This window comes from Haloprofundus halobius (assembly GCF_020097835.1).
Lineage (GTDB): Archaea > Halobacteriota > Halobacteria > Halobacteriales > Haloferacaceae > Haloprofundus > Haloprofundus halobius.
On the sequence record NZ_CP083666.1, the window covers coordinates 39,541 to 63,631 of the forward strand.

Sequence of the window (24,091 nt, forward strand, 5' to 3'; positions counted from 1 at the left end):
GTCTCTCTCTCTCTCTCGGCACGAGGCCGACCCGCCGCCGTCACTCGCCGTCGACTAGTAGGGCGGGTCGTCGCCCTCGACGTTGTCGCGCAACGCAGGGTCCTGCTGTTCCTCGACTTTCTGGTTGAACAACCCGTCGTCCAACTCCTGGCCCGGTTCGTCCGTCGTATCGTACGTCGAAACGCCCATCGATAGCAGTTCCTCCATCGCCTTCTGTCGATTCAGGAACTCGCCCTGTTCGACGAGACGGTCGATACGGTCGGACAGGTCGTCCGGGAGCGTCACCTCGATTCTGGACATACTCGACCGGTCGACGTTCGCCCGGATAAAACTGGGTATCGAGGAGGTGCTCTCCTCTACACCTTACGTTACGAGCCCCTCGAACACACGTCGCCGTCGAAACGCCTTCGACTACTTCGAGTGGGTCATCTCTCGTCTCCCTCCCGCAGATCCAGCCGGCGAATCTTCCCCGTCGACGTCGTCGGCAACTCGTCGGCGAACTCGATGTATCGGGGGTACTCGTACGCCGCGAGGCGCTCGCGGACCAGTTTCTCGATCTCCTCTCGGAGTTTCTCCTCGTCGGTCGTCTCTCCCGTGGGTTGGACGAACGCCTTGATGGCTTCGCCACGGGTGTCGTCGGGGACGCCGACGACGCCCGCCTGCTCGACGGCCGGGTGCTGGAGGATGGCTTTCTCGACCTCCATGGGGCCGACCCGATAGCCGCTGGTGAGGATGACGTCGTCGGCGCGCGAGACGAACCAGAGATATCCCTCTCCGTCCTGTGTGACGATGTCGTCGGTCAGGAACCACCCGCCGTCGAGTTTTTTCGCCGCCGTCTTCTCGGGCAAGCCCCAGTACTCGTCGAAGAAGAGACGCTCGTCGGCGGGCCGGACGGCCAGTTCGCCGGGTTCGCCCGTCGGGAGTCGCTCGCGGGTCTCCTGGTCGACGACGGCCACGTCGTAGCCCGGCAGCGGTTTCCCCATGCTGCCGGGCTGTGCCTCGAACCAGTTCGAGCTGTTGCCGACGACGAGGTTGAGCTCCGTCTGCCCGTAGAACTCGTTCACCGGCACGTCGTCGAACGTCTCGTCGACCCATTCGAGAATCTCCGGCGTGAGCGGTTCGCCGACCGCCGCGAGCGTCTCCACCGAGAGGTCGTATCGCTCGGTGGGGTCGCCGACGGTCATCAGCATCCGCAGCGCCGTCGGCGGCATGAACGCCTTCGTGACGCCGTGGCGAGCCATTAGGCCGAACACGTCGTCCGGGTCGAAGCCGTCGCGCGGCCAGCCGACGATGGTACAGCCGTGATGCAGCGCCGCGAACAGCGTGCCGCCGAGCGCCGCCCCCCAGGCCCAGTCGGCCGGCGTCCACAGCGTCGCGTCGTGAAGCCCCTGGTCGAAGTAGTTGTAGGCGGCCGCGGCGCGGCCGAGCCACAGCGCGTGGCTGTGGAGGACGCCCTTCGGCGGGCCGGTGCTTCCGCTCGTGTACATGATGGCGCTCGGCGTCTCCGGCGTCGAGTCGTAGGCGTCGATGCCGGTGTCGTGGTCGGCGACGAGTCGGTCGAAGGCGTGCGCGTCGCCGTGGACCTCAGTACCGAGTTCGACGACGTGTTCGAGGTCGGGACACGCGTCGCGAATCTCGTCGATTTCGTCGCGGACCGCGGGGTCGACGACGACGGCTCTGGCACCGCTGTCGACGAGGCGGTATTCGAGGGCGTCCGGCCCGAAGAGGACGGTCAGCGGTACTGACACCGCCCCGAGCTTCCAGTTCGCGAGATGCGTGATCGGGTTCTCGGGCTTCTGCGGGACGACGACGCCGACGCGGTCGCCCGCCTCGATACCCAACTCCGCGAACGCGGCGGCGAGGCGATCCGAGCGGTCGTCGAGGTCGCGAAACGTGTACGTCTCCGACGGCCCGTCGGGGTTCTCGTAGCGGAGCGCGACGCGCTCTGTGTCGTCGTGTTTCCGGAGGAAGTCCGTCGCCGGGTTGTACCGGTCCGGGAGGTTCCACGCGAACTCCCGCCGCGCCTGCTCGTAGCTCTCGTACCGTGGCATGATTTGCCAAACCATACCGGAACTCGGTGGTTGCGAACTTGAGTGTTCGCGAGGAGGTGACTTCGCTCGGTGGCTGTCCGAAAGAGACAGAATATCTCGGCTCTGTCGAACCCCGATCGGTGAGGGTCTGACGAGGCCGTATCGAGTACAGCACGTCCTTCACAGAGATCCCTTCGGGTCGAGTCCGCCAGATGAGTCACTATATCCGGCTTTTAGGTAAATTATTGTATCCGTAGTTAGAGTACTCGATATTGCGTATTCAACAATATAAGCGGAAGTGATTTGGTGGTGGAGCCGAATGGAGACCGTATGGCCTCCAGTCTCTTCGACAAAATGTTCGTACCGATCGCTGGTCCAGGCGACGCAGCGAACACGGCCCGGGTCATCTATCAGTTCGCCTACGAGGATTCGGCGGTGATCGTGGTTCACGTCGTCGAGAAAGGCGAAGGCGTACCCGACAAGGCATCCGTCGAGCAGCGTCGAGAGTTCGCTGAGGAGGCATATCTGTCCTTTTTTGAAATGTTTCCGAGTGACGGCCCCACGCTTCAGTACCGCACGTTATACGGGCGGAACGTCGCAATAACGATCCAGCAGGCCGCCGAAGAGGAAAACGCGACCGTAATCGCGTTCGTCCCACGCGTCGGGAGCCGTTGGCTCAAGTTCATTACCGGAGATGTTACAACTGAACTCATCAAACGAAGCAGTATCCCGGTGATTGCACTTCCGAAAGAACAGAAACGGATCGTGTTCACCCACGATACATAACGACTCTACACCACTACATCCGTGTTAGTGCCGACTCTGGCTGGAGTCTGTGCCATTCGCTCTCGACGCGGTCGTTTCGCTGGTCGTGGTCTCCTCGGGAACCCAGAGGTACGTCCAGTAGAGCGTCCCCTCGTACTGCACGAGGTACGTTCCGCCCACCTGCGTCTCGATCTGCTCGGGTTCCTCGTCGAGCGGGCGAACGCGACTCCGCGCGCGGAACTGCTCTGTCACCGACATAAAGGTGTCAGCGGGCGTCTCGTCCGGTCCGACGACGTACTGTCCGTCATCGGTCGCCGCCTCCACGACGTCGCGTTCGGCGTCCGTGAGGTCCGACAACTCGAACGCGAACCGCTCGCGCATCTCACGACCGTATTCGATGGCCGGCCGAGTGTCCGTACTGCGGTATTCGTACGTGTTCAGCGTCGTCTCGTAGCTGTCGTTCACCTCCCACTCGGCTTCCGCGCCGTCGTCCCAGACGATGTAGGAGTACTCGGAGTCGGGAACCAACACCGACGCGTCGCGTTCGGCGTCCGTGTACAGAAACCCCGTTCCGATGCCGACCGGGTCGCCGTCGTCCAGTCCGCGCTCGGCGAACTGCCGCCGGTCGGTCTCCGGGAGGTCGGCGAAGTGAATCGCTTCGAATTCGACGACTTCGTCCGTGACGACGTCTATGATCACGGAGTAGTGTGTGGCTGGCGTCTCTGCTGTCACCTCGTACGAGAGCCGATACACCGTCCCGTCGTAAGCGATCGACTGATTTTCGGGCAGCGGTTCCCGAGTCGCCTCCGTCGCGGCCGTCTCGGAGCCGTTTCGGAGGCCGTCGAGGAGACTCGCCTCCGGGTCGCCTCCCGGCGAGTCGGAGATGCTGTAGAGCACCTTCGAGGGAAGCTCTTCGGTCGTCACGGGCTGCATTCGGAGTTGGGCTGTCGGCGCTCGCGCACCTAGTGTGGAACCCGACGAGACTTCGTTCGTACACCCGGCCAGTGTGACTGTGAGCAGCGAGCCAGCGGCGGAGAGGAGGGCACGGCGACGCATACTCCCCCGATACTGTCAGAATGAGATAAGCTTTGGGTAGCGGAGGTTTGTCACGGCAGAATTCAGCAGCGACCGGATTCCGGGGTCAGACGGCGGCCGATCCGGCCGAAAACGCCTTCGAACGTTCCACGCTCTCGACGGGTTGTGACTGCTGGTAGTCGAGGAATCGGACGTTCACGGTCACCGGCCGACTCGTCGTTCCGTCGAGCCCTGCTCGCAGGTCGTCGGCGAGCAACTCGTAGCCGGTGTCGGTCGTTCGGCTGACCGTCACCGTCACCGACACGCCGTTTTCCGAGGGGCTCAGACCGTTGTACTCGGTTTTGACGCTCACCAGTTCGAGCGTACTGTACTCCGTCTCCGCGAGCGTCGCCTGGACCTCCTGGTTGACGTCCTGTTCGAACGTGAGATGCTGATACGTCCCCGCGGAAGTGACCACGACGACGGCGATAAACAGGAGCACCACGACGGCGTACGCGCCGGAACGAAGCGAGATTCTCGTGTTCTCGCGCACGCTCCGGATGACCGACGACCGGTAGCCCAGCGAGACGAGCGCGACGTACGCCGCGAGGTTGATGAACACGATGTTCATCAGAAGCAGGACGACGGCTCCGAGCACGACGACCGGCAGTCCCCAGACCGTCCCGACGCCCGCCGTCGCGGCCGCGGGGACGATAGCCGCGGCGACGGCGACGCCCGCGATGGAGACTGGGAGGTCGGTCGCGAGCGCGAGTGCCCCCGCGAATCCGGCGGTTATCGCAATCGCGAGCGTGAGTAGACTGGGGGTGAGAAACGCGCTCACCTGCCCGATTCGCGTCACGGCGAGTTCGGACGGAACGAACCCCGTCTCGCGGAGAAACAGGGTCATCACCACCGCGCCCACGTAGGCGACGACGAGGCCCGCGGCCTGCGACGTCGCGCTGTCGACGACCATCTCCCGGTCGCTGATGACCGCGCCGACACTGGCGGAGAGTGTCGACCCCGCGAAGGGAGCGATGACCATCGCGCCGACGATGGCGATTGCGGAGTCGAGTAAGAGCCCAGCGACCGCCACGATGGCGCTCACGACCGCGAACGCGAGGTACGTCGGCGTCGCCGGTTTGAGGTCCTCGGCTCGCTCGCGAATCTCGGCATGGGAGGTGCCCAGATTCCCCTTCGGCATCTCTGCGTATCGCTCGGTCAGGTCGTCGGCGTTCGGGACGTTCGCACGCGCGGCGTCCGTGACGACGGTGTAGGTGTCCTCGTCGAGGCCGGCGTCGTATAGGCGATCGAGCACTCCGTCGACGGCCCCGGAGGGAACCGGAAAGGAGGCGATACTCCCCTCCCGGTGACTTTCCTCGGTCGTGAACAGGTACTCCACCCCCATCTCCTCTAACTGTTTTCTCACCGCGACGCGGCTATCGTTGGGGACGAACACCTGGACGAGACGCATTGTCCGTCCATGGGGAACCACTCAGTTAGGTAATCGGAGGCTACAGTCTGTTGCATCGTGGAACGGTGACGCGGCCGGTGAAATCGCGTCCGCGAACGGAACGGGAGGGTGCCTTAGGGGAGTCGAACGCGCTCCCGTGGTGCGTTCGTCCACGGGCTACGACTCGAACGAGGAGCGGTCGACGTCGACGCCGCGGTTCCAGTACTCCTCGACCGTCCGGACGGCCCACTCGCGAACGTCGTCGTCGGTCGACTCCAGTAGCGCTCGCAACAGTCCGCTCTCGTCACGGAGGAAGAAGTAGACCGTCTCGTCGGCGACGCCGACGGCGAACGGAACTGGCCCGTCGGCGAGGCGGAGGTCGGCGTTCTCGGCGGCCAGCAACTCGCGGAACCGCCGCCACGAAGCGGGGTCCTCGCGGAGCGTCTCGACCGCCCCGCGCGACAGGACGCCGCGGAGCGACTGACTGCCGTCGACCGTCGCGTCGTAGATCGTTTCGAGCATCTCGTGGTTCAGCACGTACGAGACGACGAGTTGGCGGTCGGCGCGAGCCGATAGCTCCAGCGCTCGCTTCAGCGGCCCGCTCGGTGTGGTCTGGGTCGGACGAGTGATGCGCGCGTCGTCGAACCGCTCGAAGGCGACGTCGAGGTGGGCCATCGGGAGCCATCGGACCACATCCCGGAGGCGGACCTCCGTCTTCACGTTCGACAGGAGGTCGGTGAAACTCGCGGCGACGAACGCGCCTGACGCCGTCGTCCTGTACTGCGTTCCTTCCCGCTCGACCCAGTAGCGGTCCTCGAAATCGCGCAGAATCCGCGCCAGCGTGGGCTGTGACGCGCCGACTGTCGACTCTAACTCCCGTCGGGTGTGCGGACCACCCGCGAGCGCCTCCAGCACGCGAATCCGATTCTTCGAGCGCGCGAGGAACACGATCTCCTCGAACGGATCCGTCATGCATCTTCTCTCTCACCCTCAGTCATAGCCTTTGAGATACGGCCACACGCCCATTCACGACGTGAATATCTCTCGCGGAGTGAATCGGATGGAGAGTGTGAAATACAGAGGCGCCCCGAATAAGTTTCTGGACAAATATATGGTTATCAGGCGCTAAGCGTGTGGTAATGGCAGTACATTCGGCGTTCGCGAACGAGTCGACCGTCGTCCGGGAGCGTTCTCCCGACGCGGCGTCGACGAGCACCAGCACCGGTCGCGAAGCGGGCGTCTTCGAGCACATTCTCGTCGCGGTCGACCCCGAGATGGACGAGCGAGTGAGCGACGTCGCGCTCTCTTTGGCCGCCGACCACGGCGCCGAGGTCGACGCGCTGTCGGTCGTGCCGATGAACGCGTCGGTCGACCACTGGGATATGGTCGTCGAGCGGCGCGAGGAGAGCGCGGAAGCGGCGCTAGACGCGCTCGGAGCCGCTGCCGACGAACTCGACGTTTCGGTCGCAAAGCAACTTCGATACGGTACCCCCGCCGAAGAGATCCAACGGTACGCCGAGTATCACGACGTCGACCTCGTCGTTCTGGGCGAACCCACCCGAACCGGACTCCGTCGGTTCTTCTCGCCGAAGAGTGTCACCGAACTCGTTCGTCGGTCGACGTCGGTGCCGGTACTGACAGTTTGATCTTCGTTCGGGGTCGCCGAGGCAGCGCTCTCACGGCCTAACACCCGAAAATCGTCGAGAAACGTTCGCTTCTCTCTCGCTGCCTCAGCCGTTCGTCTCCGGTTCTATCGAGACGTTTTCGAGGTGTAGCCCTACGTCGTCGACGGTGAGTTCGATGGCACCGATTCGGTGTTCACGTCCGTCGATCGTCACGGTCGCGCCGTCGGTCGCGACGGTCGCGTCTTCGACGGTGTACGTCGCGTCGTCGATAGCCAACTCGGGGAAGCCGGGTCCGGTCAGGTGGACGTCGGTGATGCTCACGGTCAGATCCGTCACGTCGATTTCGTGGGAGTCGGACGCGTCGCCGTCGGCCGTCGTCGGGTCGGTGGCGAGCGCGGGTGCGCTCGCGCTCCCGAGAACGACGGTGAGGACGACGAGCGCGCCGAGTACGTATCTCTGGAACTCGTTCATTAGTCTGTGACCTCCGCTGCGTGTGCAGTATCGCTCGCGGTGAGGAAAGACGTTGTGGCAACACCCTCGTTTGCTGTCTATTCTTCCCCTTACGAACGCTTCGACGGGGAGTACGACAGAAGAGCGGGAACTGTTCTACAGGCGGAGCAGGCCGAGTGCCTCGGGGCTTGACCCCGAGGCGATTCACGATGTGGATTCCGCGGTGTTCGTCGCGGGGACGCTACCGCAGTCCGAGTTCGACGAGTCGCGACTCGAAGGATTTGGCGTCCATCCGCGTGGCTGCGAAGATGCCGTCGGCGACGACGAGAGGGTAGTAGTGACGGGTTCTGTCCGGTCTCCACCCGAGGTCGCGTCTGCACTCGCAGACGAGGCGGACGAACTCCCGGCCGACGACGCGCGACATCTCGTCCGGGAGCGCAACGTCGTGGTCGTGCCACGTCTCCGTCCCGTTCGACTCGGTGTCGACGTTCCGGTGGCAGTCTGTACACATCCGGACGAGGTTCTCCGCCCGGGTGTTCTGTCGAGACCCGTCGATGTGGTGGACGCGGAGTCGGTCGGTCGCGCCGCACACGGTACACCGTTCGTCGTCTCCCTCGATTCCTCCCGCTTCGATCCCCGCTCTCGTCTCTCCATCCCCTCCCTGCATGCGTTTCCTGAAACACACTCTAGTCACTACTAATGAATGTATGGAATCGAAACCTAAAATGCGGTCGGTGGGATGCGGATGACGTCACCCGATGGCAAGCAGGGTCGACTCTCTGGGCGTCTACAACCAGCTCAGTTGTTCGTTCAGCCAATCGACGACTGGAAGGACGTATCCGGTGTCGGTCGCGAGGTAGATGGTCCCCGAGAGGAGGAGGAAACTCGTCGTGAGTCCGCAGACGCAGCCGAGAACGACCGCACCGGCCGGTCTCGTCTGCGACGGGGCGACGGAGTGTGCGAGCAGCCACACGGCCAGACAGACCGCCGCGACGAGGTTGAGCAGCGCGTGGAGTTGCATCGCTTCACCGATGTTCGCCTGCAGCACGAGCACGTACGTGAGGACGACCTGCGTGCCGATAGTCACGGTACCCAGATAGGAGAACCCGAGCGCGCGCGGATAGTCGAGCAGTTCCCTGCTCTCGACGAAGCGGAACGCCGCGTAGACGAAAAGCGGCATCGCCGGGAGCAGGTATCGAACGGTGATAGAGGCGTGGATGGGCAGTCGAGGCAAGTACATGAGCGTGAGGACCACGGCGTACACCGCCACGAGCAGGTCGGTCGCCGATATCGCGTCGCGTCCCCGGGTTCTGACCCGCCGGATGGCCGCTTTCGGCAGCAGGACGAGCGTCGCGAACACCGGCATCGCTTCGAGGACCGAGAGATTGGCGCTGTGGCCGAAGTCCTTGCGGGCGACGCCTTCGATGTAGCCGCTTCGGACGAAGACGTCGACGAGGCGGTCGACGTCGGTCACTTCGCTCATCGCTTTCGAGAAGTAGACGAAGAATCGATCTGCGAGCCCCGTAACCGTCGCGCCCGCGGCCTGTGCGAGAACCACGAGCGGTGCCCAAAGCGGCTGTGAGGTGGCTGAACCTCCCGACTGAGTGTCGCCTCCACTCGTCTCCGCCCCGGCCGACCCGGCAGAGCTCGAGCCCCCAGAGCCGCCGGTCGAACTCGACGTACCCCCGCCGCTTCCGGTCGAGACTGCCTCGGCCACCTCGTACCTCGGCACGAATCGCGGTGGCAGGAGGGGATTCCCGGAGACGACGACGTTCGTTACGAAAAAGGGTATCAGCGAGAGGCCGAACGCGGCTAGTATCGTCGCGAGCTCGCGGCGGCTGTTCGAGGGCGCGGTCGCGAGGTCGACGACCAGCAACGGCACGAACAGGATGAACGCGTCGGCGGCGTGGACCCACGCGGCCAGGCCGACGAACACGTACGCGAGCGCGCGGAACTTCAGGCGCTCGGCGCGTTTCGTCGCCTCTCGACTCCGGTAGAAACTGTAGACGGTCGACACGACGAGCAGGGCGATGAGCGTGTGACGCTTCGGAATCGTCGCCCAGAAGCCGACCGGCGTCGCCAGTACAACGACGAATCCGGCGGCGACCCCCGCCCGGAAAGTGTGCGTCCGCGAGACGAGGCGGTAGACGAGCACGCCGGTGAGCGCGGCCGCGGCCATCGACGTGAGTTGGAGCGACAGGTGCGCAAGCCACCGACTCTCCAGTTGCGTCGCGACGGAGACGTTCGCCACGAAGACCACGGCGGCGACGGCCGCCCCACCGGTCCGCCCGAGCGACTCCCGACCGACCAGTCGGCCGAGAACCACGCCCGTAGCGAGAATCGTGGTGCTCCAGAGACCGGTGAGGACGATACGGAGGTCGGCGACCGACGAGAGCGCCTCCAACGCCCACATTACGGGCAACGTGAGAACGATGTGTCCGACCGTCCGCGAGTATCGCCCGCCCTCCCCAGCGACCATCCCCGGCGTCTCGCCGGACGACGGACCGTACACGATGGTCGTGACTTCGAGGTGGCCGTTGGCCGCGTTGTAGAGCCCGTTCGCGACGGTGTAGTTGTCGGTGATGAAGAAGCCGACGCGCCAGAAGCAACCGAAGAACGCGAGAGCGCTCACGAAGAGCAGTAACCCGTACTGGTCGCCGAAGACGAGCGTCAGGAGTCGGCTCTTGTACTCGGTGTAGCGGTCCGTCGCGCGCTCGGTGCCGGAGAGTGTGTATGCCATGGTTATGCGACGACGATGGTGACGGTTCGCTCTTCGAGCACCCGCGTCCCGTCACCCTCTCGAACGGAGAGTTCGACGGTCGCCTGGTAACTGTCGTCTTCGAGGCTGTCCGAGGCGATAGAGCTCCCGTCGAGCGTGAGAGAGAGGTCGCGCGAGGAACTCTCGTCGACCGTTCGGTACGTGTCCGTCGCGAACGATAGCTCGGGGATTCGGAGCGTGTAGGTGACGAGGACGGGTCCGGAGATCGAGTCGACGGAGAGATTCGCCGCCGGCGCGTCGAGTTTGTGGATACCCGACCCGGAGACGCCCGGTTCGAACGCGTAGCCGCTCCTTGGAATCGTCGTCTCGGCCGCCGTGAGATTCCCCGTCGCCCCCGAAAACGAGGATTCAGCGGTGCTGGACGAGCGGTCCGTGGGTGTCAAATCGACACCGGCGACGACCGGCCCGCTCACGACGGCGGTGAGGAAAAAACACGAGAGGACGACCGTGACCGGGTCTCGCCATCTGGTCATGGATTGTAGCTGGTCGAATCGAGTTAATAAATGTATTGATGATTACGTCTCAATTGAGTGTTAGTATAATTGATATTTAAGGAGGAGAGTCACCGCAGAGAGATATCGACAGAAGCGGGTTCGCAACGGAGGCGTAGCAGCAGAGTCCTAACCGACCCATTTCGTCGGCAGGCGTTTGGGGGAACGTGTCAGCCTACTGTGAATGAGGGTTCACAACAATCCGGTTACGGAACCGCCAATAACAGCAGTCATCCTCCACGTACCCGAGTCGACGACGGCGAAGGGTGATTCCTCTCGGCGAAGGAATCGATCTTCGTCGATAAAATGAGCGTCGGGCGACGAGTGTCGCCGTCTGCGGTGTCGACCCGGGCGGATGTGCCGGGTGGGCGTTGCTGGTTCGGGGCTCTCTATCGGACGATAGAGAGGCTGTTCGTGTCGGTACTCGTGTCGTTCGCGTCCGAGTCGTCTTCGCAACTCTCGATCTCTACGTTCGCGGAGTGGGACTCGCCGTTGACGCTGAGCGAGACGACTGCCGCGTCGCCGTCGCGCTGTGCTTCGATGTAGGCTGTACCGTCACCCACGTCAAGCGCTTGCGACTCGCCGGGTTCGAGTTCGACTTCCCACGAATCGTCGCTTTCGTTGGCGATAAAGAGGTAGGCCGTCTCGTTGTACTCGTTGGTGACGGTGAGTTCGCCGCAGTCAGTCGATTCGGCGACGATAGTCGTCTCCTCGGAGTCGTTCGAGTCGTTCGAGTCGTCCGAATCGTTCGAGTCATCCGAATCCTCACCGTCGACGTAGAACGAGTCGTAGCCGTCGAGGTCACCGTTCACAGCGATCTGGTTGTCTTCGTCGGTGTGCCCAGCGCGGTAGGCGTACGCCTTGAAGCTCTGGGACTCGTTGCCGAGCTGGTCGGTGAAGTCGACGGTGTGCGACTCGCCGGGTGCGAGCGTGAACTCGCCGCCGTCGACTTCTCCGAGGTCGCGTCCTTCGCCGTCGAGGATGTAGTACGCGCTGAAGTCGACGTCACCGTCGGTCGGGTTGTGTACCGTGAACTCGCCGGGCGTGTCCGTGTCGACGGTCACGTGGTCACGGTAGACGGTCACGTTCTCGCCGTTCGTCGGTATCTCGGTCCTGGTCTCCGTGTCGACCGCCGTGGCCTCGTAGAGACTCCGTTCACCGGCGTTGCCATCGTCGAAGTGACGGTGGTCGATGTCGACTGTCTCCGTCTCCTCGGGACCGACCGTAATCGGGTCCGCGCTATCGAAGTACGAGACTTCGACCGCCACGTCGTTCGGGTTGGTGACGGTGAACTGTTCGGGTGCGTCCGACTCGAACTCGACCGTCTCCTCGGAGTCGTCCGAGTCGTCTTCGCAACTCTCGATTTCCACGTTCGCGGAGTGGGACTCGCCGTTGACGCTGAGCGAGACGACTGCCGCGTCGCCATCGCGCTGTGCTTCGATGTAGGCTGTTCCGTCACCCACGTCGAGCGTCTGCGACTCGCCGGGTTCGAGTTCGATTTCCCACGAATCGTCGCTTTCGTTGGCGACAAAGAGGTACGCCGTCTCGTCGTACTCGTTGGTGACGGTGAGTTCACCACAGTCGGTCGATTCGGCGACGATGGTCGTCTCCGCGGAGTCGTCGGAATCGTCCGAGTCGTCAGAGTTGTTGGAGTCGTCGGAGTCGTCCGAGTTGGAGTCGTCGGAGTCGTCCGTATCCTCACCATCGACGTAGAACGATTGGTAACCGTAGATATCACCGTTTACTGCGACGCGGTAATCATCGTCCGAGTCTTCGGCGCGATGGGCGTACGCTTTGAAGCTCTGACTGTCGTCACCGAGCTGTTCGGAGAAGTCGACGGTTCGGGACTCGCCGGGTGCGAGCGTGAACTCACTACCGTCGACCCCTTTGAGGTCGCGTCCTTCGCCGTCGAGGATGTAGGACGCCCTGAAGTCGATATCGCTGTCAGTCGGGTTGTGCACCGTGAACTCGCCGGGCGTGTCCGTGTCGACGGTCAGGTGGTCACGGTCGATCATCAGGTCGTTCGCATCGACCGGCACCTCAGTATCGGAGTCCGTGTCGACGGCCGAGACCGGATAGAACGAGCGTTCTTTGGCACGTTCATCGTCGAAGTGACGGTGGTCGATGTCGACCGTCTTCGTCTCGTCCGGGCCGACTTCAACCGGGTCGGCGCTGTTGAAGTACGAGACTTCGACCGTCACGTCGTTCGGGTTGTAGACGGTGAACTGCTCGGGTGCGTCCGACGAGAACTCGACCGCGTCGTACGACTCGGTCGGCATCTCGTCGCGGTACACCAGCGTGTCGGTCGTCTCGGGTGTCGACGCGAGGTAATCGTTCAGCGGAACGACGGCTCTGTCGTCCGTGCGGTACACCTTCGCGGCAATCGACGCGGCCGACGCGTCGTCGTCGTAGTCTCTGTCCGAGAGTTCCACGACGGTCGTGTCCTCGGCGGAGACGTCGACGTCTCGGGTGTCACCGTTGACGACGTACGTGAACGTGACGTCGAACTCGTTCGGGTTGGTGACGCTGAACTGGTTCGGGTGGTCGGAGCTGAGCTCGACCGACTCGACGCTCGCGTCTTTCCGCTCGACGGTCACGCCGACGTCTCGCGGCTCCTCACCGGTGACGTCGTTCAGCGGAATCGCCGTTCGGTTCCCGTCCGCGAGTCGCGTCTTCGCGTGCAGGTCGAGCGATCCTTCGCCGTCGAAGTTCTCGTCGTCGATCAGAACGGTGTGCGTCCCCTCGGCGGGCACGTACACGCGCTCTTCGCCGTCGAGTTCGAGCGTCAGGCGCACGGCGAACGAGTTGGGGTTCGTTACTGTCACTTCCTGGGGGTTCTCGGAGCTGAGCGTGACGGACTCGATGGACTCGTGCTCGTCGGAGTGGTCTCCGTCGTCGGAGTCGCCCGCGGGCGTGTCTCCCGTGTTCGACGACTCGTCGTCGTTGGAGTTCGACTGCTTGTTCGTGTTCGACGATTTGTCGTCGTCGGAGTCGTCTGAATCGTCGGAGTCGTCCGAATCGTCTTCTCTATCGTCTGTATCGTCCGCGTCGTCTGCGGACGTATCGCTCGACGATTCCGTATTCGACTCGCTGCTGTCTGTCTCGGCGTCCGAGGCGGTTCCAGTCTCGTCGACCGTGTCGTTACTCGCCGACGACGCCGCGTCGTCGGGTGCCGCCTGGCCAAGTGGTAGTCCTACGAACGCGACGGCCGTCGAGAGGACGACCACCACCGCAAGACCGACCACGAGGAGGGCGGATAACTTCGATCTCTGATTCGTGGAATCGTTCACCACGACCCCTCAAATGGGTAATGGGTGTTTTGTTATGTACAGTAATCATGTTCCGTAGGCGGAAACATATGTGAGTAGTATCAATATACGATACTGTTCACCTATCCTCGACGGCGCTTTGATTTCGAATCTGGGTTTCGCACGAAAGAACGCGAACTATTCGGTCTCGACGGCGATATTCGGGGTTTTCGCTCCGAGAATCGACTCCCAAACCTGAGTTAGATCAGCCTTTTACTCACTCGACGGGGGCGTACTCTCAACGTCGGTGATTGTCGTCAAAAGTTACCAAACGTTCACTTCACTCGTAGTAAATCGTTCGCGGGGGCACCGTACCATCGGAGCGCGGGCGTCGTTTCGGGTCCGGACTGCCGCAGCGACGTGGAGTCGTCGGTGTGTCGACCTCGGCTACGCTACCGGAACCACGGTGTCGAGGTCGTCGACGTCCTCGCGTTCGACGCCGTCGAACGAGAGCACGAACTCGGACCCGAACGCGGAGGCGGGCGTCTGAAAGCCCGCTGAGACCTCGTCGTCGAGCACACGACGCGCGGACTCCACCGCGGATTGGGCCGCGAAGTCGTACGTATCGGGCGTCTTGAGTCGTGCCGCCGCTCTGTTCCCTTCGTCGTCCTCGACCGCTCCGAGTACGTGGTTCACGCTCTGAGCGCGTTCCTGTGCGGTCGGTCCGGTGACGACGGCGTCGACGACTCCCTTCAGTACTCGCTGGGCGGGTTTCGTCGCCAGCACCGAGACGAGCGGCCGCGTGCGACGCATCGCGCCGACGGCGAACTCCGGAACCGTCGCGTACACCTCGATGTTCTCGATGCCTGTGGTGTAGTACGCCGCCGAGACGTCGCCCCACGGCACCGTCACGCCCGTCTTCGCGCCGCCGCCGAAGTCGAACCGGCGCGTCCGCCACGCCGCCGGGACGGTCCGCAGTTCGCCGCTCTCGCGGACGACGCCTGACTGGGGGAGCTCTTCGAGTATCGATTTCAGCGTCCCCGGCGAGAAGGTGCCGAGGCCGTCCAACGCGAGCGTCAGCGACGTCGCCGATGGGAGCCTCGATTCGAGATGCGCGGCCAGACAGTCGGTCGGCACGATGTCGAACCCCACGCCCGGCAGGAGCGAAATCTCGGCCTGCTCGGCGTCGCGGTCCAGTTCGGCCGTCGCTTCGAGCACGTCGACCTCGCCCGCGAGGTCGAGGTAATCCGTTCCCTCGTCGAGACAGGCCCTCCGGAGTGGTTCCGCCGTCTGTGAGAACGGCCCCGCGCAGTTCAACACCGCGTCGAAAGCGGCGACGTGACGGCGAACGATGTCCGGGTGGTCGAGTGTGAAGACGCGGTAGTCGACGCCGAGTTCCAGCGCCTGCTCTTCGACGCGCTCGGCGCGACGCCCGGCCAGCACCGGCGAGAGTCCCCTGTCGACGGCGGTCCGAGCGACCAACGCACCGATGTAGCCGTACGAGCCGTATACGAGAAGGTTTCCTGACACACGGTGTGTACGACGCGGAGTCAGAAATAACACGGTGCGCATCGGAGTTCCCCGGGTATCTCCCGCGAGAGCGAACCGAGAGCGAACCGCGAGCGAACCGCGAGGCCAGTCAGGGTGACTCGGTCAGCGTTCGGTAGAACGCGACCGAGAACACACTACACAGCCCTCCGACCAGCGTCGACACGACGACAGCGACCAGCGCGAGACCACCGGCGCCGACGAACGTCGAGGCGGGAACACCGACACTCGTCGTCGATTCGGCAGACAACACCACCGAGGAGACGCCGAGCACGCCGCCGGAGAGGGCGAGGAGGACCGCGACGACCAGCGAGTAGCCGACGACGTCTCCGAAGTTCGACCAGACCACTCCGACGCTCCGTTTGACCGAACCGACCGCACGCCGCCCGTCGACGACGACCGCTTGCGCGTAGAACTGGACGAAAAAGACGATCAGGAGGGACGTCAGTACCACGACACCGAGGACGATCACGAGCAGAGCGACGAGCGCGCTCGTATCTCCAGCACCGCCCGGGTAGCGAGCGAAGACGGCGAAGAGTCCGACCGAGAACACGACCGCGACGACGCCGCCGACGAAGACGGCGAAACAGAGCGAGACGACGAGAAGCGACACGTAGTTTTGTTTCCCCTCGCGGACGAACGTTCGCAGCGACGTGTCGCCGTCGAGAAGTTCCTCGGACATCCCGACGAGGCCGCCGTGGACGAACGGTGCGACGAAGACGAACGGCAGCGAGACGAGCAACGAGAACAGATTCGCGAGGCCCGGACTCGTCGGTCGAAGCGCGAGCGGAGCGAGGTGAAGCAACGCAACGACGAAAACGGGAACGAACAGGATCGGATTGCGATGGAGTCCCCGAAACGTCTCGCGGAGAGCGACCGAGACTGACATACGCTCGATTTAGTTAGCCCGTTGATAACTGTTTGTGTCTTCTGCGGCTCTTCTCGATGTCATCTCGATTCCGCTCTCTGCCACCGATCGGCGGCACTTATATCGAACACGTCCGTACTCTCGGGCGATGTCCTCCAGCAGAGCGTACGTGCGGGTGAGTCACGATGAGTACTGCTAACCGGTCTGTCACCTCGGCCGTGACGACGGTCGTCAGCGGGACCGTCCTCGGCGTGTTCGGTCTCGGATTCGGGACGCTTCTGGCAGCGCTCATCCTCGTCGGCGTGCTCTTCTCGGGAGTCGCCGAACTCTCGCCGGTACTCATCTTGGTGGTCGGACTGGTGACGACACAGGGAGTCGGCTGTTTTCTCACCGCAATCGTGTACGCCCGGTACCGTCACCGACTCGCAGCGCTCCTGTCGCGAGCCGTCGGCCAGCGCGAGTGGCTGCCGACGCGCCGCTTTGCCATCCCGGCCCGCGTCCCCTCGCTTCGGGACCTGCTGTTGGTCGTCGCCGCGTACGTAATCGCCTTCGTCCTCATCGGAACGGTCGGCTACGCGATCTCGCTCGCCGGCGTCGAAGGCGCCTCGAACAACAGCGCGGAGCTCGGCTTGGAGAACCCCGCCCTCCTCCTGTGGCTGATTCCTGGGTCGATTTTCCTCATCGGACCCGGCGAGGAAGTGCTGTTCCGCGGCGTCGTCCAGGGGCGGTTCCGCGAGCGGTTCGGCCCCGCCGTCGCGATTGGCCTCGCGAGCGTCGTGTTCGCGTCCATCCACTACTTCGCGCTCTCGGGAGCCGCCGGCGCACGCTTCGTCACCATCGGACTGCTTCTCATCCCTGCGGTCGTCTTCGGCGTCATCTACGAGCTTTCGGAGAACATCGTCGTCCCCGCGCTCGTCCACGGCCTGTACAACGCGACGCTGTTCGGATTTCTCTACCTGAGTACCCTGCTCAAGGCGTGAATCCGACCCGTGCCGACGGCTCGGGGTGCGACTCCGACTCGGAGCCGTCACTCTCGGCCGAAGCTGAGTTACGCCTTCGAGAGAAGCGTTCGCCCGCAGCCCCCCGACTGCGGACGAGCCATGTAGTGAGTGGATGACAGTCACAACTCACGTGCCGTCGTCAGGACCGGTCGGAGAACGCGTCTCCGGAACGTGCCCGACAGTTGATTATCTGATATCCTGTTCATAGGTCTTTTGTGTTAACTGAGTACAATGAAGTTCTCAGTACTGTTATAGGTGGATTTCGAAGGAGAGCATAATCTAGTATATTCTGGGGATACTGTCTCATACCCGGTATCGAGCACAGCGCTACTTGTCTCGTTTCTCTCGGTGCTCTGTGAGCCGCCTCATACGGTTCATAATCGCAGTCGGTCCCCGCAAGGAACTCGTATCGACCGAGGAGAATCAGAACTAGGTACATCGAAAGGAAGTGCCGAAACTCCCTCCTCTCGTCAGAAACGGGTTTGAGAGACGACCCGAGTCGTGTTCGATTGTGATAACTCACATTGTACGAGCCCAAAATCAACGCTCAACGTTTCATAATCGGCCGTCGTCTATCGGTTTTAATCAATTTGGTCGGTGAGCCCGCTCCTGGAGCCGTCGCCGAGATTCAAGAGACGGGAAGACGGTGCTCAGAACGGTCTCTGCTCTCAAATCGACACGAACCGGGCAATCGCTTCGGACTCGCCATACTCCCGATACAGTCCAACAGAGAACGTCTCTTGCGGGGCACTAACCCAGTTATGAACATCGAACCGCCCCCACTCACACCTCAATCGAGGATTTGGTCCGCCCTGAGTTGGTTTTCCCGAGTATGGAATTGCAGCGCTCACCGTCATTCTACAGCTCACCGGTCGCGATAGAAATACACGTCAAGACGACACGATTTCAGTACTCTACTGTTCGATCACGGAGCCATTCAGCGGGATACATCGCCGTCATTCCGGGTGTATCGATACGAAATTGCTGCGGAGGCGTGGTGTTCGCATATGTCTTTTCGACACGGGGCTCCCCGTCAAGCGAGTCATTGAGCGCCTGCAGTACCGTATGGCCCGCAGACTGCGTCATAACCACCCAAATCGCGTCTTCGACGCCGCAGTCAGCGATTTTGTCGAAATCCTCGGGGGTCGCCCGACGAACGTCGTGATTCACGCGCTCGGCTTCGACAGCCACGACGATCTCACCATCTGCGTCGAGACCCGCGATATCGAGACGACGTTGGTCGTCGATATCGTAGTACGGAATTACCTCAACAACCCTCGAATCAGGATTGTCAGCATAGGCTTCGATGAGGTACTGTCGGGCCACCTCGATGGCAAAGACGTGTTGGCTTGATTCTTCGAGATCGCCTGCACCATGGCCGTAGTCGACACCTTGACGGTAGCTTTCTCCGATTTCTGAACGGCCCGCAGGCGTTACTGAGTACAACCGATGCGGGTGGTCAGTATCGTGACGCAACAGGCCATCGTCGATGAGATTTTGAACGGCTTCCGATTCGATACCGACGTACTCCTGCAAGCGGAGCATCGAATCGTACAGCAGGTCGTATTCGAGTGGGTTGTATCGGAGCTGTTGGGCGTTGTAGACGGCCTGTAGAAACATGAGCTCGGTATCCGAATATGCAGAGACCGTTCGCTCATCGGGGGTGAGCTTGAGATTCAACTCACAGATCGGAATATCGTCACGGTCGACGTCATCTACCGCAGAACAACACGAAATAGCGCGTTGCATACCCTCGATACTCGGATCGTATCGGTTTTCGCACTTCGTACAGCAGAGTGCACGACGCGACGTACTGTAACGGACCGTCGGTGGCATCCGCTTCGTGTAGGGAAGCGCTGAATCGACCCGACGCTGGGCTCGTATCTCAACGGATTCGTCCTCCGCTTCGTCGTCTTCGTCTTCTCCGACCACCGTATTCGGCAGGCTCATCGTCAGTCCGTAGTCGATCATCGCCCGATCACCACATCTTGCGAGCGCTTCGTCGAATTGTTGCTGTTGGGCTTCTGTAAACGGCTGATCGCCTGCGGAATCTCCCGGTGGCAACGGGGCTGATTTAACGAGAAACGGGCGAGGCTCCGGATGATTGAAGCCAGCCGGAAGGCGGAGGAGCCATTGCCCACGTCGAAGCGCTCGTAACCGATTGCCGACAGCCTGTGCGTTCATGTCGTCGGTAGCGAGCCGTTCGGCGAGACGCCGGTCTGCGGGGACGTTGCCTGTGATGAACGTCGAGATATTGTTCAATAGCTCGTCGTATACATCCTCGCCATGGCTGCGAAGTTGGGCAGGAAACTGCATTGATAACGTCATTGAGCATCCAAAACCGCGTGATTGGGCGAGTAACTGCTTGAGCAGGTCTGAGACGGCGACGCTCGCCGCCTCTTCAATATAGACGTTGACGAGCGGTTGTGAGCTCCCAACGCTACCAGTATCTGTACGTTTTGTGCGCCGACGAAGCGCAGTCCATAGATTCGAGAGTATGACGAGTGTGAGGACGCGTTGGGCTTCACTACGGAGATCACCCGTATCGAAGATGATGACGACGTTTTCGTCGAGATGGTCTGCGAGGTCGAACTGTGGCTCGCCATCCGCGGCAACGTGATTGAAGATGCGTGCAAGACGCTGGTCGAGCGGGATTTTCTCGACTCGGTTGGCAACGCCCTGCATGATTTCGTCGAACGACCGTGCTCGATTCGCAACGACGCCTGCGAGCATCCGTTCGAGATCGGAATCCGAAACCGTGGGAGCACTCTGTCGCTCGTGCATCTGCCGAACTGCCGTATGAAGATCGCGGTGCGAAAACGCGTCAGAACCGCTTACCGGGTCGAACATCGCTTTCGTTAGATAGCGGATGATATCCGGTGAGCGAACGGCCTGCTCGAAGCGGTCTGTGCCCATGATCTGTGTGAGGATTTCGATGTAATGGTCGACCGTGTCCTCGACAGCTGTGGTTCGTGAGACACCGGCGTTGAGTTCATCGCGGATATCGAAAAACGAGAAGGCTGGGAGCACTTCGGCGCAATTGAAGTAGATGACGTTGTCGAGTGTGCCAAATCTCGCGAAATGTGCTGCCATGTAATCGATCGCCATACCGTCGCCTTTCGGTTCGACGATGATGTCAGCGCCTGTAGTGGCGGTGTGATTGTGCAGTATGGCATTGGTCCCACTCGTCGTCTTGCCTGCGCCAGTTTTGCCGAACCAGCCGATGTGTAGCGACTGCAGACTCGGTGGAAGAGTGAGCGGCTCGGTCGCTGGCGTCCCGTCCTGTGTGAGTGGCGTTCCGAGGAGCAACCCTGGCCCGCGATACCGCGCCAACAGTTCCGATGGTGGCTGTGCGAGCGGCGTGCGCTCACCAGGCGTCGGCGCAACGACACGCATACCAGCCGCTGTGAGCGCCTTGCCATCGACCGCAAAGAAGTTCGCTACCTCGGTTGCATCGGCGACGATTCCCTTACTGCGTGGTCTGCGCCACGGGAACCGATTCCTGAATTGTGTGTATGTCGGTGGGTAAAAGGTGCGTTCACGGATTTCTGTCAGCACGTTGCTCGCGTGCTGTCCGCTCGAGACACGCCCTGTGAGTTCGTACGATGTCCGACTAATGGCCGCAAACGCCGAGGCGAGTTCGTGCGCCGTTGCTGTGGCATCGTTCTCGTCGCGGTCGTCATCTGCGAGGGTATAGATACGAGCGTTCACATCGAATGATCGGTGTGTGTCGCGGGCCGCGAGTTCGTCTAGTCTGGTTTCGTCACTCTGTGGAATCGGAAGTGTCTCGTCTGGCGGGCCGAACACCGCAGCCGACAATTTACCACCGATCGTGTCCTGACTCGTTTCGAGTGCTTTTCGTCGGACATCGGCTGTGACAGTCCAATCCGGTTTCGCCCGGAGTAGCGTCTGATAGACTATCAGACAGTCACTCGCCGCCATCGTCTCGATGATGGCTGCAAGCGGGATTCTCGTATGCGCCTGGCTCTGGTTGCTCTCGCTGGTTTCGAACTCGCTGAAGGGCGTCAGTCGCGTTTGCCAATCTCCAGGTCGTTCGACACAACCCTCGTACTCGACAGCAGCGATGCACTCGGACGCATCGTCTGAGTCGTCCGCTGACTCGGCCCAGCGTGCGCTGAGTTCATCGGCAGTTCGGGTCGTTCGTGTGAGTTCATACGAGTCAGGAAATAGCCCTCTGAGGACGCGTTCGAGTGCGTCGGTTGCGTCGGGATTGTCGACGCCGAACAGATACGTGAGACTCGTCTCAGCGTCTCCTTCGGAGATGAGCAAACACTCGATTGTTGGTGGAGAGGAGCGATTGACGAGGCTGAACCCTATTGGCTTGCTCTTTTGTGGGAGTTGGTGGAGACGGCGTACGTGTGTCGAGACGGTCTCTGCGTTTAGCGATTCGTCTGCTGGTCGAACGCGAATATAGGTTCGTGCATGCTCGAGCGGTACGGGAAGGTCGGTGTCATCAGCCATCTAGTGACGTCGGCTTCTTCAGTTTATCCTGAATATGCACGGGCCGCGATAGTGTGGTTATGGCTGCAACAGGGCTCTTGTGAACCAGATAACAAGGTGGTGGAGTTACTGAGAGAGTACCTTTCGTTTGTCTCTCGTTCCCGTTCCTCTGTGTCATGCTTGAACGAGAGAGAGAGTACGTTTCGTTTGTCCTTGCTGGCTATTCTAGGTGATAAAGTCGGCTGTGTGCCGATTTTATGCTGGTTCCGCATCACGTTGGAGACAGACGAGACTTACGAAACGTAGGTTGAAATACAATAGCTCACCAGTAGCTTCCAAGCGCATATCTGATTCCTTTGGCGATCTCGGTACGAGTATTTTGCAGAAAAACAGGTCCTCACCGAAGATTATCAGCCCGAAGATATCCTCGAACGTGACGAGAAAATCGAAGAGTACCAACACGCCTTGAAGGATGTCTTGTTCAGTCATGCTCCAAAAATATCATGACAGTAATACGGCACCTGCAGCACCGTAGTACAGCAACGATTTTGAAAGCCCCCGCCGTGTCGCTGACTGCGACTCGTTGCGGTCCTCACTTCGTTGCGGTCCTTACTTCGTCTCGCTCAGGCGACACGGCGGCCCCTTTCGATCCCCACCCCGTGGCTTGAGTTGACTCCTGCAGGTCGGTGTCTCGACGTTCGCAAAGCGTTCTTCTAGTACTCATCGTCGTCTCGAGGACTCTCTGTGATGCGCCTGCCAAGTTTATCACACCCCCGAGGGGTGCAGGTGTTACTTAGTGCACCAACCAACGTTCCGACGACAGATCGGTGTTCGACTTCGAACGATTGTCTCTCAACTCTCCCGACACGGGAGACTCCCAGCACTCTCTAATCCCCGGTGTGCGCATCCAGGCTCAGACCGGTCGCTGTATCTCATCGGCTCTGAGTCGCTGCAATGTTGTGAGTTCTGTGGTGCCGTCTTGATGCGAAGAGCGCTTCCAGATCCCGCAGGGACGACGACGTATCTCGTCGATGAGCCAACCCGTGAAAGTCGACCAGAGCAGGCGTTATTTCCAGATTGAGAGTGTTTGAGACGAATAATCCGGCGGTTACTCAGCTTCTCGAGGTGACCATCCCTCTCTCACAAATCAGAGATTTGTCAACAAAACGCTCCTCATCAAATATCAGGGCGCGGCATCGACTCTAGCTCTTTGATTCGGCTTGTCTTTTCGACAGCGGCGTACTGTCGTTTCCAGGCGTCCTCCGGGAAGAGGCCATTGCGATCGAACAGGTCGCGTGCTTCGGGAGTGAGCTCGAAGAACTGGTAGGGGTAACCTCGGATACGGCTCCCCGGTTTGAACTCGCGGACGCGGACAACATCGACATCCGTGAGGGTGTTGAGGTGGCGACGAATCGAGTCGTCGCTGAGTGGTGGATTCATATAATCGAGTTCTTCGACGCTGGGTGCGCCCACCGGATGACCGACGATATCTGTGAGAATGTCTGCACGTTTTTTATCAGTCGCTCGCTGGAGTGCACGCCACGTGTCGAACGCTGTTTCACCCTCGTTGGTTTCGTCCTCGGGTACCGGCTCTGTCTCCGGTATCATATCTCTCTGTTGTACTGGCAGTCTCATAAAGACTCGCACCTAGGTGAGTGTATTTCGCAATTAGTACCATAACTACTTGGACGTTATTGTGACGAAGAACCGTTGATTAATGAGTCGAGAAATAGAGTAACTGACTAATGGACGATGAGGCCAGCCGCCCCGAGTTAGGCGACGCTGTCGAAGAGACGATTCCGACAGAGTCGGAGATCATGGCCGAAATTGGAGATATACGGCTCTCACCATCTGATCACCAGCAAATCAAAGATTTGGTGAATGGCGACGAGATGCGCCGTATCAAGAACCACGACCGTCGGTATCTAATCGTGGGCGCTGGTGGTGAAACCGAAGCTGCAACACGCCGCATGATCGTCTATGATCGTCTGGATGAACGTCGTGATGCAATTTCGATGCGGTTAGAAGACTTTGGGCTGACTCCTGACGACATCGAACTGTGGACTCGTGTGTTCGACATCCTCTGCGGGCGTGCAACGCAGATCGTTGGCGTGATTGAAGACTTCGACGGAGGCTACGTGTGGGAACTTGGACTGCTCTTTGCGTCATCGTATCGAAAAAAGGTTTGGGTACTGAAGCGACGGTACGCAGACGAAAAGACTGAACACGACCACTTTGACAATGGAATGGCTGCTTCGCACGTCAACGTGTTGTTGACCGGCAAGCGCTGTTTCGAATGGCGTGACGTAGACGAACTTCGTGACGCTGTGGACGAACTTCCTTGACAAATACGAGTGCTAC

At 61.2% G+C, this 24,091-nt stretch carries 18 protein-coding genes and 1 pseudogene; 5 read left to right on the forward strand and 14 right to left on the reverse strand.

All coding sequences use genetic code 11. The features are described from left to right. Positions 1–54: 54 nt before the first annotated feature. Both LAQ74_RS00210 and LAQ74_RS00215 read right to left on the reverse strand, forming a co-directional pair. Positions 55–300, reverse strand: a complete 246-nt coding sequence (locus tag LAQ74_RS00210; RefSeq protein WP_224333771.1) for a CopG family ribbon-helix-helix protein — start codon at positions 298–300, stop codon at positions 55–57. A 125-nt stretch (positions 301–425) separates the two neighbouring features. Further along, on the reverse strand, positions 426–2,066 hold the full coding sequence (locus LAQ74_RS00215; protein WP_224333772.1) for an acetate--CoA ligase: 1,641 nt from the start codon (positions 2,064–2,066) through the stop codon (positions 426–428). Between the two features lie 294 nt (positions 2,067–2,360). On the opposite strand from LAQ74_RS00215, the gene LAQ74_RS00220 reads away from it, so the two are divergent. Continuing rightward, positions 2,361–2,816, forward strand: a complete 456-nt coding sequence (locus tag LAQ74_RS00220; protein ID WP_224333773.1) for a universal stress protein — start codon at positions 2,361–2,363, stop codon at positions 2,814–2,816. Between the two features lie 24 nt (positions 2,817–2,840). Here LAQ74_RS00220 and LAQ74_RS00225 read toward each other — a convergent pair whose 3' ends face one another. The 3 genes from LAQ74_RS00225 to LAQ74_RS00235 form a co-directional block, all read right to left on the reverse strand. Beyond that, positions 2,841–3,851 carry a hypothetical protein gene (locus LAQ74_RS00225; protein ID WP_224333774.1) on the reverse strand — a complete coding sequence of 337 codons (1,011 nt, stop codon included), beginning with the start codon at positions 3,849–3,851 and terminating at the stop codon, positions 2,841–2,843. A gap of 85 nt (positions 3,852–3,936) precedes the next feature. Beyond that, positions 3,937–5,280, reverse strand: a complete 1,344-nt coding sequence (locus LAQ74_RS00230; RefSeq protein WP_224333775.1) for a DUF389 domain-containing protein — start codon at positions 5,278–5,280, stop codon at positions 3,937–3,939. Positions 5,281–5,436: 156 nt separating this feature from the next. Then, positions 5,437–6,231 (reverse strand): helix-turn-helix transcriptional regulator, encoded by a 795-nt coding sequence (locus tag LAQ74_RS00235; RefSeq protein WP_224333776.1) that lies wholly within the window; start codon positions 6,229–6,231, stop codon positions 5,437–5,439. A 167-nt stretch (positions 6,232–6,398) separates the two neighbouring features. On the opposite strand from LAQ74_RS00235, the gene LAQ74_RS00240 reads away from it, so the two are divergent. Continuing rightward, positions 6,399–6,905: a universal stress protein gene (locus LAQ74_RS00240; protein ID WP_224333777.1), complete on the forward strand. Its 507-nt coding sequence runs from the start codon at positions 6,399–6,401 to the stop codon at positions 6,903–6,905. Between the two features lie 84 nt (positions 6,906–6,989). Here LAQ74_RS00240 and LAQ74_RS00245 read toward each other — a convergent pair whose 3' ends face one another. From LAQ74_RS00245 to LAQ74_RS00275, 7 genes are all read right to left on the reverse strand, one after another. Further along, positions 6,990–7,355 carry a hypothetical protein gene (locus LAQ74_RS00245; protein WP_224333778.1) on the reverse strand — a complete coding sequence of 122 codons (366 nt, stop codon included), beginning with the start codon at positions 7,353–7,355 and terminating at the stop codon, positions 6,990–6,992. Positions 7,356–7,575: 220 nt separating this feature from the next. Beyond that, the gene (locus LAQ74_RS00250) at positions 7,576–8,001 is read right to left on the reverse strand and encodes an HNH endonuclease signature motif containing protein (RefSeq protein WP_224333779.1); all 426 of its coding nucleotides are present in this window, start codon (positions 7,999–8,001) and stop codon (positions 7,576–7,578) included. A gap of 120 nt (positions 8,002–8,121) precedes the next feature. Then, positions 8,122–10,074, reverse strand: a complete 1,953-nt coding sequence (locus tag LAQ74_RS00255) for a hypothetical protein (RefSeq protein ID WP_224333780.1) — start codon at positions 10,072–10,074, stop codon at positions 8,122–8,124. A gap of 2 nt (positions 10,075–10,076) precedes the next feature. After that, a complete protein-coding gene (locus tag LAQ74_RS00260; RefSeq protein ID WP_224333781.1) occupies positions 10,077–10,586 on the reverse strand; it encodes a hypothetical protein in 510 nt (169 codons plus the stop codon). A 407-nt stretch (positions 10,587–10,993) separates the two neighbouring features. Next, a complete protein-coding gene (locus LAQ74_RS00265) occupies positions 10,994–13,831 on the reverse strand; it encodes a hypothetical protein (RefSeq protein WP_224333782.1) in 2,838 nt (945 codons plus the stop codon). Positions 13,832–14,299: 468 nt separating this feature from the next. Continuing rightward, on the reverse strand, positions 14,300–15,382 hold the full coding sequence (locus LAQ74_RS00270) for a saccharopine dehydrogenase family protein (protein WP_224333783.1): 1,083 nt from the start codon (positions 15,380–15,382) through the stop codon (positions 14,300–14,302). 109 nt (positions 15,383–15,491) lie between these two features. Continuing rightward, the gene (locus tag LAQ74_RS00275; protein ID WP_224333784.1) at positions 15,492–16,289 is read right to left on the reverse strand and encodes a DUF7847 domain-containing protein; all 798 of its coding nucleotides are present in this window, start codon (positions 16,287–16,289) and stop codon (positions 15,492–15,494) included. Positions 16,290–16,453: 164 nt separating this feature from the next. Between LAQ74_RS00275 and LAQ74_RS00280 the strand changes: the two genes are divergently transcribed. Next, positions 16,454–17,248: a CPBP family intramembrane glutamic endopeptidase gene (locus LAQ74_RS00280; protein ID WP_224333785.1), complete on the forward strand. Its 795-nt coding sequence runs from the start codon at positions 16,454–16,456 to the stop codon at positions 17,246–17,248. A gap of 927 nt (positions 17,249–18,175) precedes the next feature. Here the strand turns inward: LAQ74_RS00280 and LAQ74_RS00285 are convergent. Continuing rightward, complete coding sequence (locus tag LAQ74_RS00285; RefSeq protein ID WP_224333786.1) at positions 18,176–21,751, reverse strand: ATP-binding protein; 3,576 nt, start codon at positions 21,749–21,751, stop codon at positions 18,176–18,178. A 357-nt stretch (positions 21,752–22,108) separates the two neighbouring features. Here LAQ74_RS00285 and LAQ74_RS00290 point away from each other — a divergent pair. Further along, positions 22,109–22,228: pseudogene (locus tag LAQ74_RS00290) on the forward strand (cell division control protein Cdc6); the annotation flags it as partial. Positions 22,229–22,906: 678 nt separating this feature from the next. Here the strand turns inward: LAQ74_RS00290 and LAQ74_RS00295 are convergent. Then, a complete protein-coding gene (locus LAQ74_RS00295) occupies positions 22,907–23,338 on the reverse strand; it encodes an ArsR family transcriptional regulator (RefSeq protein WP_224333787.1) in 432 nt (143 codons plus the stop codon). Between the two features lie 137 nt (positions 23,339–23,475). Here LAQ74_RS00295 and LAQ74_RS00300 point away from each other — a divergent pair, with 137 nt between their 5' ends. Further along, on the forward strand, positions 23,476–24,075 hold the full coding sequence (locus tag LAQ74_RS00300; RefSeq protein WP_224333788.1) for a DUF8170 family protein: 600 nt from the start codon (positions 23,476–23,478) through the stop codon (positions 24,073–24,075). The last annotated feature ends 16 nt before the right edge of the window (positions 24,076–24,091 follow it).

What these genes read in the sequence shown, in the direction of transcription:
- LAQ74_RS00210 (WP_224333771.1), bottom strand. Translation starts at nt 300, where the DNA reads ATGTCCAGAATCGAGGTGACGCTCCCGGACGACCTGTCCGACCGTATC.
- LAQ74_RS00215 (WP_224333772.1), bottom strand. Translation starts at nt 2,066, where the DNA reads ATGGTTTGGCAAATCATGCCACGGTACGAGAGCTACGAGCAGGCGCGG.
- LAQ74_RS00220 (WP_224333773.1), top strand. Translation starts at nt 2,361, where the DNA reads ATGGCCTCCAGTCTCTTCGACAAAATGTTCGTACCGATCGCTGGTCCA.
- LAQ74_RS00225 (WP_224333774.1), bottom strand. Translation starts at nt 3,851, where the DNA reads ATGCGTCGCCGTGCCCTCCTCTCCGCCGCTGGCTCGCTGCTCACAGTC.
- LAQ74_RS00230 (WP_224333775.1), bottom strand. Translation starts at nt 5,280, where the DNA reads ATGCGTCTCGTCCAGGTGTTCGTCCCCAACGATAGCCGCGTCGCGGTG.
- LAQ74_RS00235 (WP_224333776.1), bottom strand. Translation starts at nt 6,231, where the DNA reads ATGACGGATCCGTTCGAGGAGATCGTGTTCCTCGCGCGCTCGAAGAAT.
- LAQ74_RS00240 (WP_224333777.1), top strand. Translation starts at nt 6,399, where the DNA reads ATGGCAGTACATTCGGCGTTCGCGAACGAGTCGACCGTCGTCCGGGAG.
- LAQ74_RS00245 (WP_224333778.1), bottom strand. Translation starts at nt 7,355, where the DNA reads ATGAACGAGTTCCAGAGATACGTACTCGGCGCGCTCGTCGTCCTCACC.
- LAQ74_RS00250 (WP_224333779.1), bottom strand. Translation starts at nt 8,001, where the DNA reads ATGCAGGGAGGGGATGGAGAGACGAGAGCGGGGATCGAAGCGGGAGGA.
- LAQ74_RS00255 (WP_224333780.1), bottom strand. Translation starts at nt 10,074, where the DNA reads ATGGCATACACACTCTCCGGCACCGAGCGCGCGACGGACCGCTACACC.
- LAQ74_RS00260 (WP_224333781.1), bottom strand. Translation starts at nt 10,586, where the DNA reads ATGACCAGATGGCGAGACCCGGTCACGGTCGTCCTCTCGTGTTTTTTC.
- LAQ74_RS00275 (WP_224333784.1), bottom strand. Translation starts at nt 16,289, where the DNA reads ATGTCAGTCTCGGTCGCTCTCCGCGAGACGTTTCGGGGACTCCATCGC.
- LAQ74_RS00280 (WP_224333785.1), top strand. Translation starts at nt 16,454, where the DNA reads ATGAGTACTGCTAACCGGTCTGTCACCTCGGCCGTGACGACGGTCGTC.
- LAQ74_RS00285 (WP_224333786.1), bottom strand. Translation starts at nt 21,751, where the DNA reads ATGGCTGATGACACCGACCTTCCCGTACCGCTCGAGCATGCACGAACC.
- LAQ74_RS00295 (WP_224333787.1), bottom strand. Translation starts at nt 23,338, where the DNA reads ATGATACCGGAGACAGAGCCGGTACCCGAGGACGAAACCAACGAGGGT.
- LAQ74_RS00300 (WP_224333788.1), top strand. Translation starts at nt 23,476, where the DNA reads ATGGACGATGAGGCCAGCCGCCCCGAGTTAGGCGACGCTGTCGAAGAG.